A 14,173-nucleotide genomic window follows, 5' to 3' on the forward strand; every position below is an offset into this window, starting at 1 on the left:
GACAATAGGTCCCCGCGGGCCCTTAGCTCAGTTGGTTAGAGCACTGCGTTTACACCGCAGGTGTCGTCGGTTCGAGTCCGGCAGGGCCCACTGCATTCATCTCCCACATGCCGTAGCGCAGCGTTCTGCGCGCCGGCGTGTGAGATATCTGCGATTCAGTGACATTCGGCGCCGTGCTGCCGAAGGGAACACCGCTATGGGTTCTCACGACACGGCCAGGCGCCGCACCGCACCGAAGTCCCCGCACGTCCGCGGCATCGTGTCCGCGCGCGTGCCCGTCCTGCGACGCGCGCGTCCCGCGATCAGCGCCGCTCTCGCTCTCGCGCTCGCGTCCGCGGGGCTGGCGACGGCTTCCGCAGACACCTGGGACGGTTCCGTCTCGGGCGAGCTGCTGGAGGTCATCATCGAGACCGACGGCTCCCCGACCGAGGAGCACGTGGTCGTCGCCGACGACGGTGAGGTCTCGCGGGTGCAGGGAGAGGTCCTCGACCAGATCGACCCAGGCTCCACCGTCGAGGTGACGGTGTCCGGCGCCGACGTCGAATCGGCGACCGTGCTCGGACCCGCGTCCGAGACTGTGGCGCTCAGCGCTCACCACGCCTATGTGGTGGCCATCGACGATCCGAGCGCCTCGGGTGACGTCGCGCTCTCGAGCGCGGTGGCGAACACCGAGTACGCCGCCGACTACTGGGTGCGAGAGGCGCGTGGAGCGATCACGGGCTTCGACGTCGCCGACTCCACCACGCTCACGTGGAGCGGCTCGTGCTCGGCCACGTACTCGCAGCTGTGGAGCACTGCGGCCGCCGAGTTCCCTGGGGTGAGCTTCTCAGGTTCCGGGAATCACCTGATCGTGTACACCCCTAGCGCCTGCTCGTACAGCTATGCGGGCGTCGCGACAGTCGGGTCGATGCCCGCCGGCGGCTATGTTCACATCTCCTCGCTCAGCCCGTCGACCACGGTCCACGAGCTCGGGCACAACCTCGGCCTGGGCCACTCCAACGCTCTGTGGGGCGACCCCTACGGCGCGTACGGCTTCGCTGAGTACTACGGCGTGTACGGGCCGCAGGCCGGATCGATCGGCTCCCTCCAGCCGGGTGCGCTGGACGCCGCGTACCGCGCCTTCCTCGACCTGCCGGGCTGGCAGTCCCAGACCGAGACCGTGACGGTCGACCCCGAGCTCCGGGAGGAACGCACCCTCACGCTGACGGAGACCACGTCCGGCACGGGCATCACTGCGATCACGCTCGTCGACGACTCCGACGGTTCGCGGTACTTCCTCGACTTCCGCAGCGGCCAGGGGGTCGACTCCGGCGCGTTCTACCCGCTGTCCTACTCGAAGCTCAGCGTGCAGGGCCTGCTGGCGGACTACTCGCCCGGAGTGGTGGTCACGTGGGTGCCGGGCGGCCGGGACGTCGAGATCGTCGGCGTGGCCGACGGATCCGACCTGTGGACGTCGTTCCAGGTCGGTGACACCTACACCGCCCCCGACGGTCTGTTCTCGATGACGGTGACCTCCGCCACCGCGAGCACCGCCACCGTCGAGGTCGTCACCAGCCCCGGCGCGATCCCGACAGTGCCGTCCACCACGACCGTGACCGTCCCTCCCGTGTATGCCGGAAGCGCGCCGCAGGCGTCGGTGACGGTGAGCTCGGACGAGGTCCCCACCGGGACCGTCGACATCTATGTGGACGGCGTGCTCCGCAGGTCCGGCACCCTCGTGGCCGGCGAGGCGACGCTGTCCCTGCCGACCACGCTCACGGTCGGCGACCACGCCGTCCGGGCCGTGTACTCCGGGGCGCCAGGCATCGCCGCGTCCGAGTCGACCGCCACCGCGACCGTGCAGGCGCGTCCGACCCTGTCCGTCGCGGCGAGCGCACGGCCCTCGTGGGAGGGCAGAGGGATGCGCGTCGAGATCTCAGTGTCCGGCACGCAGGGCAAGGGCGGCGTCGTGACCGTCTCCCACGGAGGTCGGTCGTGGAGCGGCAGCGTCGACGTGGACGGCAACGCTCTCGTGACGCTGCCGAAGACCTGGACCGCCGGTATCCGGCCGCTGACCGTCGTCTACAAAGGCCCGTCCTCCGTCGGTTCCGCCCAGACCTCGCTCGTGGGCATCACGCTGCAGGTGAACCGACCCGTGGTGCTCGACAAGGTGCGCGGGCCGGCGCCGTCCCAGGACCTGTCCGCGACCAGCGACGGCTCAGATCAGGCTGGCACGTGGCAGGACGAGGCGATCGCGTCCGACGCGGCTGCGGGCCGGAGCACGGATCTGTACGGCGAGGTCGAGCCGACCACGGCGCCTTCGGATCTCACGGCGGAGGGTGCCCAGTCGTTCCCGGAGGCCGTGTCCGCCGCCCTGTGCACGACCGAGGCGGGCTGCGCCGACGCACGTGATTACACGATGCGGTTCATCCTCCGCTAGTCGCGCGAGAGATCAGTCCTGGAGGCTCGGAGCGGGGCGTGACGCCTCGTGGCTCACCACGTCGAAGCCATGCGGCGGGCGGCTCTTCGCGATGTAGAGGGCCATCGCCGCGGGGTACGCGAGTCCGCACGTGCCGAGCACGACAGCGAGGACGCTGAGGCGTGCGTCGCCTGGCTCCACCACGGCGGCCACGGCGATGGCTCCGATCACTCCGATCGCCGCCGCCGCGAGGGACGGGGCGAGCTCGGTGGTCCAGAAGCGGGCGTGATCGCGTACGTTCCATCGGCGCACGGACAGGGTCACTACCGACTCGGACGTCATCGCGAGGGCTCCAGTCTGCGGCATCGTGCCGCGTCGTTCGCTGCCTCCCTGGCCGGGAGGCGGGTACCCCGCCCATCGGCACGCGGCGCTCCGATGCAAGTGAAAAAGCCAGGCACATTCATGCGAAGCGGCACCGGCTCGGATCGCCTTCCCCGCCGCTGGGCCTGAGGAACGCTAGCCTCGGTGGAGACGGCCGACGCGGGAGGGACCGATGGCGCTGAACCAGCTCAGCGAGCTGACGAGCGGAAGCAAGTACGAGGCGTACGCGCGTCGGTTCGACCCCGCGATGGCGGCCCTGGCCCTGGTCTTCCTCGGCGTGTGGTCGGCCAGGATCATCGCCTACGAGGTGCTTCCCCACAGCGTGCGGGTCACTTTGCTGGCGGTCCAGGGGTGGATCTGGATCGTCTTCCTCGTCGACCTGATCATCCGCACCGTCCTGTCGGAGAAGTCCTGGCGCTACCTCTGGACCCACCCGCTGGACGTGATCGCGGTGCTCCTGCCCGCCGCGCGGCCGCTCAAGATCCTCTCCGTGTTCACGCAGGGCACGTCGATCCTCTCCTCTCAGGGGCGGATGAAGACCATGCAGGCGGTCGTGCTCTCCACGATCCTGCTGCTCTGGATCGGCTCCGTGTGGGTGCTGTCCGCCGAGCGCGAGGTGGCGGACTCGGCGATCAACACTTTCGGCGATGCGCTGTGGTGGGCCTTCGTGACGGTGACCACCGTCGGCTACGGCGACTACGCACCGGTGAGCGTCACCGGTCGCATGGTCGCCGGAGGGATGATGCTGCTTGGCATCGCCCTCATCGGTGTGGTGACGGCCTCGGTCGCCGCCTGGTTCGTCTCGGTCACCTCCGGGGACGAGGAGGAGAAGCGGGATGCCGAGGAGGCCGACCGGGACATGGAGGCTCTCCAGATCGCTGAGGAGCGCCAGGCCGAGATGCTCGGTCGCATTCAGACGCTCGAGGCGAAGATCGACGTGCTGCTCGCCCACGGAGAGCACCCCGACGCCATCCGCGGTACGCGGTCCGCCGGCTCGACCTCCGCCGGCGCCTCACCCGAGGCCCCGAAGGAGGGCGAGGGGCAGTAGCGTGGAGCCATGGTCCAGGTATCCGACGTCATCGCCGCACTCGACCAGCGCTACCCGCCCCGGCTTCAGGAGTCGTGGGACCGCAACGGTCTTGTCGTCGGCCGGCCCGACGCCGTGGTCGAGAAGGTGCTCCTTGCCGTCGACCCGGTGATCGCGATCGTCGAGGAGGCCGTGGACGAGGACTGCGACCTCATCTTCACCCACCACCCCCTGCTGCTGCGAGGCGTCACCTCCGTGCGGGCCGACACGTCCAAGGGCGCGGTCGTGCACGAGCTGATCGAGCGGGGGATCGCGCTCTTCAACGCGCACACCAACGCCGACGCCGCCGCCGGGGGAGTGGCCGACGCGCTCGCGGCGGACCTGGGCGTCACGGACACCGTGCCTCTCGTGCCCGACGCGGAGGACCCCTCGCTCGGCTCGGGTCGCCTCGGCCGGCTCGTGGAGCCCATGACGCTGCACCAGTTCGTCGAGCGGGCGGCGAACGTGCTGCCGCCCACCGCGCACGGCGTGCGCGTCGCAGGCGACCTGACCGCGACGGTCGAGACGGTCGCGGTGCTCGGCGGAAGCGGAGACTCGTTCCTCGACCTGGTGAGGACCACCGGGGCCGATGTCTACGTCACTGCGGACCTGCGACACCACCCCGCCTCGGAGGCGCGCGAGGAGGCGCTGCTGGGCGATGGTCGGCCGTTCCTCGTGGATGTGGCACACTCCGCCTCGGAGTGGTCGTGGCTCAAGGACGCGGCCACGTATCTCGAGGAGACGCTCGGCATCGAGACCTGCGTCAGCACCGTGACCACCGACCCGTGGACCGCCCGCTTCGGCGCGACCGGTTCCTGAACCTGAAGGAGACCCATCGTGGCCACCGCCCCCGTAGCCGATCAGCGTCGGCTGCTCGACGTCCAGGACGCCGACCTGCGAGCGCAGCAGCTCAGGCACAAGCGGGACACCCTCCCGCAGCTCGCACAGCTCGAGGAGCTCGCGGCACGACTCGCCGACCTGCACGAGGAGCGCATCGCCCGCACGGCCGAGGTCGGGGACCTCAAGCGGGCCGTGACCAAGGCGGAGGACGACGTGCAGTCGGTGCGAGCGCGTGAGGAGCGCGACCAGCAGCGGCTCAACTCGGGTGCGGGCTCCGCGAAGGACCTGCAGGCGCTCCAGGGCGAGCTCGAGGTGCTGGCGAAGCGTCGCAGCGACCTCGAGGACGTCGAGCTGGAGGCCATGGAGCGTCTGGAGGCCGCGGAGGCGACACTCGCGTCGGCGACGGAGCAGACCGAGGCGCTCGAGACGCAGGTCGCCGAGGTGACCGCTGACCGCGACGCTGCGGTGCGCGAGATCGATGAGCAGCTCGTCGCGATTCACGACGAGCGCGGGACGGCCGCACGTGACCTCGATGCCGCGCTCCTGGCGCTGTACGACAAGCTCCGCGAGCAGCACGGCGGCGTGGGTGCCGCCTCGCTCGTGGGGGGCGCCTGCCAGGGCTGTCACATGACGCTCAACGCGGGTGACCTCGCTGCGATCCTGAACGCCCCAGCGGACCAGATCGTCCGCTGCGAGGAGTGCGGGCGCATCCTCGTGCGCGGCGCCTGACCCATGGCGGGATCACACGCGTCAGGGGGCGCTGCGGCGTTCGCGCCGTCCGGAAGGCAGGACCTCGTGGCACCGCTCACGCTGGTGATGGTGCGCCACGGCGTGACGCCGATGACGCTCGAGCATCGCTTCTCGGGCTCGGGAGTGCCCGGGCCGTCCCTGACCTCGGCCGGCCGTGTGCAGGCCGCCAAGGCGGCTGACGCCGTCTATCAGATCGGCCGCCGCTCCTGGCAGGACCTTCCCTCCGTGGATCGCGTGCTCGCGTCGCCGATGACCCGCACCCAGGAGACGGGCGGAGCCATCGGCCGTCGCCTCGGCGCGCACGTGTCGACCGACGCGCGTCTCAAGGAGGTCGACTTCGGCGCCTGGGAGGGGCTCTCGGCGCAGGAGATCGTCGCGCGCGACGGTGACGGCCTCGTACGGTGGCGCGACGGTGAGATCGCGCCCCCTGGCGGTGAGTCGCTGGACGACGTGGCGGACCGGGTCGAGTCCCTGGTGGTCGACATCGCGGGCACGCACGCCCGCGAATGCGTCGCCGGTCCTGATGCGGCGAGGTCGGTCGCGCTCGCCTCGCACGCGGTCGCGATCAAGTCCTTGGTGGGTCGCTCCCTGGAGGCCCCGCCGGCACGCTGGTCCAGGCTCTGGCCTTCGCCTGCGTCGCTCACGATCCTGCAGCTGCGCGTGTCGCAGGAGGGGGAGATCGTGGAACGGCATCTGCTGTGCGTGGGGGCACCCACGAGCTGATCCGGCGCGGTGCTGGGCGGCCCCTCCTCACGCGTTCTCACTCGGAAGAATTGCCCTTGACGGGGAACTAGGATGGTCCGTGCGACGTTCCGCTCGTGACACCCCCAACACCTTGGAGCGAATGATGCCCGATGCCGCCATGCCCGCCTCCGACAGCACCCTCGCTGCGTTGCAGGGAGCGCGAATCCTGGTGGTCGGTGGGACGTCGGGATTCGGCCTGGAGGTGGCTCGCTCCGCGGCGACCGCCGGTGCACGCGTCGTCCTCGTCGGACGTGATCGGGGCCGGCTGGAGGGCGCCGTGTCCGCGCTCCGCGCGATCGGTGCGGCGGCGGGCGGCGCCACCTTCGACGCCACCGCCCCCGGCGCGCTCGAGCAGCTCGGCGAGCAGCTGGGAGAGATCGACCACGTGGTCTCCACGCTCGGCGGCGCGATGGGCGGCGGTTTCCTTGACGCCGACCCCGCGCTGATCCGCGACACGATCGAGGGCAAGCTGTTCGCGAACCTTCATGTCGCGCGTGCGCTCGCGCCCCGCGTTGCTGCGGGCGGATCGATCACCTTCACCGCGGGATCAGGAGGATCCCCCTCCACGTCCTCGGGCGCCACCATCGGCAACGAGGCGATCGAGACGATGGTCAAGGGCCTCGCGGTCGAGCTCGCCCCTCAGGTGCGAGTGAACGCTGTCGCCCCGACGTGGACGGAGACCGGACTCTGGCGCGCGCTCGACTCGCAGGCGCTCGAGGAGACGCGCACCTCGATGGCGAACGCCATCCCTCTCGGGCGCACCGCAGAGATCCGCGAGGTCGCGCAGGCCTACCTGTTCCTCATGACCTGCGGCTTCGTCACCGGACAGACCATCGCGGTCGACGGCGGCGTCTCGCTCGTCTGACCGGCTCCAGGGCTCTCAGCCCGCGATGACGAGCGTGAGCTCGGCGGGGCCCTTCGCCTTCGCGGCGAGCGTCACATCGACGAGGCCCTCTCCGATCATGCCGGCCGCGGCGTCGGCGAGGTCCTGAGGCGTCTCCGGCGTCGCATCCGAACGCACCAGGTGAGCCGTCAGCAGGCCGCGCGTGTGCTTCGCCATGTGGCTCACCACAGCCCGCTTGCCGTCGAGCTCTCGCATCACCTTCACCGCGACCCACGGGCCTGTCGGCCGGTAGGCGGCGACATACGAGGCGCTGCGGCAGTCGACCACGAGGCCGCCGTCGGCGAGCGAGTCGAGCTCGGGTGAGAGACGTCCGCGCCAGAACGTCGCGAGACCGCCGAGCCGCCCCAGCGTCGTCCCCATGGACAGGCGATACGCCGGGATGCGGTCGGCGGGGGAGACGGCGCCCCAGAGTGCGGAGACCACCCTCACGCGATCCTGCGCCCTTCCGAGCAGCGCGTCGTCCCAGCCAGCCATGCCCGCGGCGTCGTACAGGACCCCCGTGTAGATGCGGGCGGCGGCGTCGGCCGGGTTGTCCCACACGGTCCGATTCCGCGCGACCTCGCCTGCGAGGCTCGCGCCCACGTCGAGCACCTCCAAGGCGTTGCGCTGCCCGCTCACCTTGGCGAGCGTGTCCGCGACCCGGCGGCGCGCGTCGGCCAGCACGGGGTGGGACAGCGAGTCCAGGTCGACGGGGGCGCCGGACGACGGCGCGGTCTTGCCTTCGGAAGGGGGGAGGAGGACGAGCACGCAGACAGGCTAGCGGTGGTCAGGCCCGTCTCCGCACGGCGCGGACGCCTCAGCCGTCCTAGCCTGAGGCGATGACGGAGCATGCCGAAGCCTCGGCCTGGCGTGCCGCACCCGCAGACGCCGACATGGTGGCGCGGCTGCTGCACGACTTCAACACCGAGTACGACGCCGCGAGCCCGGGCGTGCAGGTGCTGTCCGAACGGCTCGCGCACCTGCTCGCAGGGGACACCACGCTGGCCTACCTGGTCGGAGAACCCGCGACAGGCGTCGCGCTGCTGACGCTCCATACGAACGTCTGGCTGTCGGGGCGCGTCGCGCTGCTCGACGAGCTCTACGTGCAGGCCCCGCGCAGAGGTCACGGGCTCGGCACGGCGCTCATCCGACGGATCCTCGACGACGCTCCGGCGCTGGGCATCGAGTCGATCGAGATCCACGTCGACGCGCCCGACGTTGACGCGCAACGCTTCTACGAGCGCCACGGCTTCCGCGGGCTCATGCCGGACACGGGGGAGCGGGCCTACTACTACGTCCAGGACCTGTGACCGCGACCGCGACCGCGCCGTGACTGACGACGCGCCCGGCGCTGCCCAGGCACCCGGTACCCTTGAGACGCGGATGAGCTGGCCAGGCGGCCGCGTGATCTTCGGATCCCGAGGAACGTCCGGGCTCCACAGGGCAGGGTGATGGCTAACGGCCACCCGGGGTGACCCGCGGGACAGTGCCACAGAGAGAAGACCGCCCTCGCCTCACGGCGAGGGTAAGGGTGAAAGGGTGAGGTAAGAGCTCACCGCGCGACCGGTGACGGAAGCGGCAAGGTAAACCCCACCCGGAGCAAGGCCAGACAGGAAGCGCTTGAGGGCTGCCCGCCCGATGCTTCCGGGTAGGCTGCTCGAGCCCTGGAGCAATCCAGGGCCTAGATGGATGGCCGCCCCTCGCGCCTCGGCGCGAGAGACAGAACCCGGCGTATCGGCCAGCTCATCCGCCTCAGCCGGCCGTGCGGCCGCGTGGCTACGCGTGCGCGTTCTCCGCGATGTTCTCGATCACTGCGGGGATCATCGCCATCGGTCCGGGACGCGCCAGCAGGTAGCCCTGCCCGTAGGCGCATCCGGTGGCGCGTACCTCGGCGAGCTGCGACTGCGTCTCGATGCCCTCCGCGACCGGGGTGAGGCTCAGCGTGCGGACGAGCCCGATCAGTGCGCCGAGGAAGTCCCTGTCGCTGTCGCTCGAGTCCGCGAGGCCGACGAAGGCCTGGTCGATCTTGATCATGTCGACCGGCAGATCGCGCAGGTAGCTGAGCGAGGAGTAGCCCGTGCCGAAGTCGTCGATGGCCACTCGGATCCCTCCCGCGCGGAGAGTCGCCAGAGTGTCCCGACTGCACTCCTCGAGGAGGAGTCCCTCCGTCACCTCGAGGATGAGGCTCGCAGGCTCGAGCCCGCGATCCTCCAGCACCGTCATGACGAACTCGGGGAACAGCTCGTCCTCGAACTGCAGGGGGGAGACGTTCACCGTCACGAACGCGACGTTCCCGGTCATGTCGCGCCATTGGACGAGCTCGGTGCACGCGCGGACCAGCACCTGGCGGCCCAGCTCGTGGATCAGCCCCGCCTGCTCAGCGGCAGGGATGAAGACCGACGGTGGCACGACGCCCAGGTTCGCGTCGTACCAGCGGGCGAGCGCCTCGACGCCGACCACGCGGCCCGTGCCGAGATCGGCGATCGGTTGGAAGGCGAGCGAGATGGTGCCTGCAGCGACAGCGAGTTGAAGCGCCTCGTCGAGCTTGAACTGCGCCACTGCGCCCTGATGCATGTCGGACTCGTACGTCACGTGGCGACCGCGTCCTCGCGCCTTCGCCTGGTACATCGCGAGGTCTGCGTTGCGCAGCAGCGTCTCGGTCGTCTCTCCGTGCTCTGCGATGGCGATGCCGATGCTCGCGCCGACGAGCGCGGTGCCTCCGCTGAACGCGATCGGGGAGCCCTGGAGCCCGTTCAGGATCCTGTTCGCGAGCGCCTCCGCCTCCTCGGCGGTGGAGTGCGTGAGCATGACCGCGAACTCGTCGCCGCCGAGCCGTGCCGCGATGTCGTTCTCGCGGGCGCTTGAGCGGATGCGCCTGGCCGCGGCGACCACCACCTCGTCGCCTGTGGCGTGGCCGAACGTGTCGTTGACCGCCTTGAAGTTGTCGAGGTCGATGAAGAGCACCACTGTGCGGTGCTCGCCGCGGACGGGTTCTGAGAGCGCCTCAGCCACCCGGTCGCGGAACAGGGTCCTGTTCGGGAGCCCCGTCAAGGCGTCGTGGTAGGCGTCATGCCCGAGCTTCGCCTCGAGCGCCTTCTCCTGGGTGACGTCCACGATGACCCCTTGGATCATGGGTCGTCCCGCCTGGTCGTAGAGGACGATCGAGTCGTCCCTCACCCACAGCGGCGTGCCGTCGCGCCTGAACATCCGGTAGGTGTCGCCTCGGCGCTCGCTCCGGGGGCCTTCGGCGAGCATGGCCGCCTCGGTCTCCATCAGCCGATCGCGGTCGGCGGGGTCCACCTGGTTCCACCACAGCTCGGGATCCGCGATCCATTCCTGAGCCGTGAATCCGAGCATCTCCTCGATCTGGGGGCTCACGTAGTGCCATCTGCCCCTCTGGCCCGGCTCGGCGGAGTACACGACGGCCGGGACCCGTTCGACGAGCATCCGGTAGCGCTCCTCAGCGGCCCGGAGCTCGCTCTCGAGCCGCTTGCGCTCGGTGATGTCAGTGGTCATGCCGATCTCGTAGGCGGGGGTTCCGTCCTCCTTGCGCACCAGGGAGACCGTGAGAGCGGTCCAGACCCAGCCCCCGTCCTTGCGTCGGAATCGCTTCTCCATCTCGAACGTCTCGATCTCGCCTGCGGCGAGCTGACGCGAGAACTCAGCGTTCGTCTCGACGTCGTCCGGGTGCGTGTAGTCGGCCCACGACAGGCTCGCGAACTCCTCGGGCGTGTAGCCGAGCATGCGGTGCAGGGCGCCGTTCGTCATGGTGGTGCGTCCGTGGGAGTCGACCAGGCCGATGCCGACGGGTGCGAGCTGGAGGATCGCCTCGAGCTGCGCAAGGCGCGAGGCAGCGTCGTCGGCGTCGTGCGCCGGCGTGCTGGCGTGCGGCTCGCTCACGAGATCCCTCCTCCTCCGTGAACTGGGAACCCCATCGTCCCCTGTGCGGCCTTTGTGAGCTCATCGGCGCGCCCCATCTCACATTCTCGCGGGAGTGAGAACGCTCCGCAGGCGCGAACCGGCGAGACTCCGCGGTCAGCGGGATGCTGGAGGCGTGGAGAACGTGGACGGCGTGACGCTCGCGGTGCTCGCAGCCCTGCTCACCGGGTGGGCGCTCGTAGGGCGTCGCGCCGAGGCATGGGGGATCACGGCGCCGATCGTGTTCCTCGTGTCCGGCATCGTCCTCGCCGAGTCCGTGGGAGCGGACCCGGGCGCGCCGACGGTGCACGCGCTCGCAGAGGCCACCCTGGTGCTCGTGCTCTTCCACGACGCCAGCACGGTGCGCTTCCGCGAGCTGCGGCATGACCCCTGGGTGGCGGTCAGGCTGCTCGCGGTCGGATTCCCCGTGGCCGTGCTCATGACCGCGGGTGTCTCGTGGTGGCTGCTGCCGAGCCTCGGCTTCGCGGGGGCGCTGCTCGTCGGCGCGGCGCTGAGCGCGACGGACGCGAGCCTGGGAGCTCCGACCGTCCTCAACCCTGCGGTGCCGGTGCGCGTCAGGCGTGCGTTGAATGTGGAGAGCGGGCTCAACGACGGGCTCGCGACGCCGTTGGTGATCGTGGCGATCGGAGCGCTCGCCGCGAACGCCGACAGCGCCGACGGGGTGGCGGAGTCCGTGGCGCTCGAGCTGCCGTCGGGCGTGCTCGGCGTGGCGGTGGGCATCGCGATCGGGCTCGTCGCGGCGATCGCCTTCGATGCGACCCGCGCGTGGGGTCTCAGCGACCGGCGTGCGCGAAGCGTCGGCGTTCTCGCCCTGCCGCTGGTGACGTTCGGGCTGGCGGAGATCGCGGGCGCGAATGTGTTCCTCGCGGCGTTCCTGGGCGGGTTGGCCTTCGGCCGCTTCAGCCGGACGGTCCACGAGGAGGAGCAGGTGACGGAGCCGCTCGAGATCGCTGCGGACGTGCTGGGCGTCGTGCTGTGGTTCCTTGCAGGCGGAATGGCGGTCCGGGTCCTGCGGGAGGGGTTCAAGGTGGAGTGGCTGGTGATAGCGCTGCTCGCTGTCACGGTGCTGCGGCTCGTGCCCGTCGCTCTCGCCTTGCTGCGATCGGGGCTCGCATGGCCGACGCGTCTCTTCCTGGGGTGGTTCGGACCACGTGGCGTGGCGACGATCGTCTTCGGGCTGCTCACCTTCGAGGCGCTGCCTGCCGACGGTCGGACGTTCGACATCGTGGGGGTGTTCACGCTGACGGTGATGCTGAGCGTGGTGGCGCATGGGCTCACCGCTGCGCCGTGGGCCGAGCGCTACGGTCGATGGGCGGGCGCAGCCTCACCCAGGGCGGATCGCGCCTGACAGCGGAGCCGGCGCGGCTCGCCCATCAATACCACTGACCCGGCGCGAAGCGTTCGCGCGCGAGCTCGATGAGAGCGGAGAGCGGCGGCTGGGCCCGGTCTGCTCGACACGCGAGGTCCACCTGCAGCGGCGGCACGTCGGAGACACGGGCGTATGCCATCCCGACGGGGGCGTAGAGCTGGGTGAACGCCTCGATGGTGATCGTGGCGCCGACGCCTGCGCGAATGCCCTCCACCATTCCTTCGATCGTCGCCTGGGCCGGACCGTTCAGAGGCGGGGCACCGCCTCGAACGTCGTCCAGCCGCCACGCCCGATCCCAGACCTGGTCGCTCGCCTCGATCGGGATCCAGCCGACGGCGTCCACCTCGGCAAGGCTCACGGTGTCGCGGTGCGCGGGCAGAGCGCCTTCGGGAAGGAGTGCAAGCCGTGCGATGGTGCCGAGCGGGACCCGATGGATCTGGTGGTCGGCGCTCGTGGGGCCGACAAGCACCGCGATGTCCACCTCGTCGGTCCGCAGCCCGCACGAGGGCTCGGTCCAGTCGTAGACGCGAGCGACAGCGAGCAGGGGTTCCTGTGCTGAGTGCTGCGCGACGACTTGGCGCATGAGTCGTGCTCCGAGCCCGTAGAGGGTGCCGATCGTGATCTGGTGTGCGCCGCTGAGCCTTTCCGCGAGCTGCTCGAGCTCGTCGTGCGCGCACAGCAGCGCGCGGGCCGCGGGCAGGAGTGCTTGGCCGAATGCCGTGAGCTCCACGGAGCGGGGATCGCGGTCGAACAGGCGACGACCGTAGTGACGTTCGAGTAACTTGATCGTCTCGCTGACGCTGGGCGTCCCCAGCGCGAGGCGGTCGCCGGCGCGGGTGAAGCTCAGCTCCTCTGCGACCGCGATGAACACGCGAGCCTCGCGCAGCTCCATGATGGCGCCCCGTTCTCGTGACCTTGTGGGGAGACAGGCGATGAGCAGTATTCGGGGATTCCGAACACAGCATTCGGAAATCGACGCGTTGACGGGTCAAGCCTTCCACGCAAATGTGGATATGTCACATTGTTCGGGGAAATTCTTCGACCGATGGCGCGATGTGGCATCCCGGAAGCCTCGCAAGGGAGCGCAGCTCCTTGCGGGGCGCGACAAAGGAGTCCCCACATGATCCACTCACACATGAATGGTCACGGAACGCGCCGAGGACTGCGCGCTGCCGTCGTCGCCGCAGCCACCGCGCTGCTCCTGCTCGGATCCGCAGGAGCCGTCTCCGCCTCGCCTCCCCAGGGGTATGACCTGGAGGACGTCGGGGTCGGACGCTTCTACGGAGGCTGGGACTACGGCGTCCTGCTGTTCACCCATGACCCGGTCGACGAGATCTGCATGGGAGCTCCCGAGCCGATCGAGAGCGCGAAGATGTTCACGCGCGCCGATGGGAGCCTCGACTTCATGATCAGCGCCCTCCAGGTGCCGATCTACCTCTACCACTCGAACATGGATGCATTTGATTTCCTCGACATGAACTGTGCCGCAATTCTTGACGGAGATCCCACCACCGTTCCCGACGACTATTTCGCAAGTGGTGAAGCCAATTTCAAGGAGCGCGTCACCATTCACCCGAATGGCGACGAGGAGCATTTCAACGGTGTCAACGGCTTCGCCACTGACATGGATGGTCAGTCATGGAAGGTGCGCACCTGGGCGGACTTCGAGATCATCGACGGTGACTTCATCGGCCATCCGTCGGAGTTCCAGGGACTGATCATTCACAAGATCCGCCGCTGAACGAGTGGCGAGCGGCGTCACCGGCGCGAGTCAGGCCCGTGCCGGTGACGCCCCTCCGCGCG

Annotated in this window: 13 protein-coding genes, 1 tRNA gene and 1 other RNA gene; 11 read left to right on the forward strand and 4 right to left on the reverse strand. The window is 69.8% G+C overall.

The genetic code is table 11. From position 1 onward, the window contains the following. The first annotated feature begins 16 nt into the window (after positions 1 to 16). Together QQX04_RS06045 and QQX04_RS06050 are read left to right on the forward strand one after the other, a co-directional pair. Positions 17 to 90 (forward strand) — tRNA-Val (locus QQX04_RS06045). Between the two features lie 106 nt (positions 91 to 196). Continuing rightward, positions 197 to 2,419, forward strand: coding sequence for an Ig-like domain repeat protein (locus tag QQX04_RS06050; protein ID WP_301127220.1), 2,223 nt, complete (start codon positions 197 to 199; stop codon positions 2,417 to 2,419). Between the two features lie 12 nt (positions 2,420 to 2,431). Here QQX04_RS06050 and QQX04_RS06055 read toward each other — a convergent pair whose 3' ends face one another. After that, on the reverse strand, positions 2,432 to 2,764 hold the full coding sequence (locus QQX04_RS06055) for a hypothetical protein (protein ID WP_301127222.1): 333 nt from the start codon (positions 2,762 to 2,764) through the stop codon (positions 2,432 to 2,434). A gap of 187 nt (positions 2,765 to 2,951) precedes the next feature. On the opposite strand from QQX04_RS06055, the gene QQX04_RS06060 reads away from it, so the two are divergent. The 5 genes from QQX04_RS06060 to QQX04_RS06080 all read left to right on the forward strand — a co-directional run bounded on the left by QQX04_RS06060 (position 2,952) and on the right by QQX04_RS06080 (position 7,044). Beyond that, complete coding sequence (locus tag QQX04_RS06060; protein WP_301127224.1) at positions 2,952 to 3,827, forward strand: potassium channel family protein; 876 nt, start codon at positions 2,952 to 2,954, stop codon at positions 3,825 to 3,827. A 9-nt stretch (positions 3,828 to 3,836) separates the two neighbouring features. Further along, a complete protein-coding gene (locus QQX04_RS06065) occupies positions 3,837 to 4,664 on the forward strand; it encodes a Nif3-like dinuclear metal center hexameric protein (RefSeq protein WP_301127226.1) in 828 nt (275 codons plus the stop codon). Positions 4,665 to 4,682: 18 nt separating this feature from the next. Beyond that, positions 4,683 to 5,414, forward strand: coding sequence for a zinc ribbon domain-containing protein (locus QQX04_RS06070; RefSeq protein ID WP_301127228.1), 732 nt, complete (start codon positions 4,683 to 4,685; stop codon positions 5,412 to 5,414). A 66-nt stretch (positions 5,415 to 5,480) separates the two neighbouring features. After that, positions 5,481 to 6,158 carry a histidine phosphatase family protein gene (locus tag QQX04_RS06075; RefSeq protein ID WP_301127230.1) on the forward strand — a complete coding sequence of 226 codons (678 nt, stop codon included), beginning with the start codon at positions 5,481 to 5,483 and terminating at the stop codon, positions 6,156 to 6,158. Between the two features lie 79 nt (positions 6,159 to 6,237). Continuing rightward, the gene (locus tag QQX04_RS06080; RefSeq protein WP_301127232.1) at positions 6,238 to 7,044 is read left to right on the forward strand and encodes an SDR family oxidoreductase; all 807 of its coding nucleotides are present in this window, start codon (positions 6,238 to 6,240) and stop codon (positions 7,042 to 7,044) included. Positions 7,045 to 7,059: 15 nt separating this feature from the next. On the opposite strand, the gene QQX04_RS06085 is transcribed toward QQX04_RS06080, so the two are convergent. After that, positions 7,060 to 7,830: a YaaA family protein gene (locus QQX04_RS06085; protein ID WP_301127234.1), complete on the reverse strand. Its 771-nt coding sequence runs from the start codon at positions 7,828 to 7,830 to the stop codon at positions 7,060 to 7,062. A 71-nt stretch (positions 7,831 to 7,901) separates the two neighbouring features. Here QQX04_RS06085 and QQX04_RS06090 point away from each other — a divergent pair, with 71 nt between their 5' ends. Together QQX04_RS06090 and rnpB are read left to right on the forward strand one after the other, a co-directional pair. Then, on the forward strand, positions 7,902 to 8,372 hold the full coding sequence (locus tag QQX04_RS06090; RefSeq protein WP_301127236.1) for a GNAT family N-acetyltransferase: 471 nt from the start codon (positions 7,902 to 7,904) through the stop codon (positions 8,370 to 8,372). A gap of 74 nt (positions 8,373 to 8,446) precedes the next feature. Further along, an RNA gene (gene rnpB, locus QQX04_RS06095) (RNase P RNA component class A) lies at positions 8,447 to 8,812 on the forward strand. Positions 8,813 to 8,838: 26 nt separating this feature from the next. Here the strand turns inward: rnpB and QQX04_RS06100 are convergent. Further along, a complete protein-coding gene (locus QQX04_RS06100) occupies positions 8,839 to 10,962 on the reverse strand; it encodes a sensor domain-containing protein (RefSeq protein ID WP_301127237.1) in 2,124 nt (707 codons plus the stop codon). Positions 10,963 to 11,116: 154 nt separating this feature from the next. Here QQX04_RS06100 and QQX04_RS06105 point away from each other — a divergent pair, with 154 nt between their 5' ends. After that, positions 11,117 to 12,349: a cation:proton antiporter gene (locus QQX04_RS06105; RefSeq protein WP_301127238.1), complete on the forward strand. Its 1,233-nt coding sequence runs from the start codon at positions 11,117 to 11,119 to the stop codon at positions 12,347 to 12,349. Positions 12,350 to 12,374: 25 nt separating this feature from the next. Here QQX04_RS06105 and QQX04_RS06110 read toward each other — a convergent pair whose 3' ends face one another. Beyond that, positions 12,375 to 13,262: a LysR family transcriptional regulator gene (locus tag QQX04_RS06110; RefSeq protein ID WP_301127240.1), complete on the reverse strand. Its 888-nt coding sequence runs from the start codon at positions 13,260 to 13,262 to the stop codon at positions 12,375 to 12,377. Positions 13,263 to 13,490: 228 nt separating this feature from the next. On the opposite strand from QQX04_RS06110, the gene QQX04_RS06115 reads away from it, so the two are divergent. After that, entirely contained in the window at positions 13,491 to 14,111 is a 621-nt protein-coding gene (locus QQX04_RS06115) for a hypothetical protein (protein ID WP_301127242.1), read from the forward strand. The last annotated feature ends 62 nt before the right edge of the window (positions 14,112 to 14,173 follow it).

Source organism: Demequina zhanjiangensis (genome assembly GCF_030418315.1).
GTDB classification, from domain to species: domain Bacteria; phylum Actinomycetota; class Actinomycetes; order Actinomycetales; family Demequinaceae; genus Demequina; species Demequina zhanjiangensis.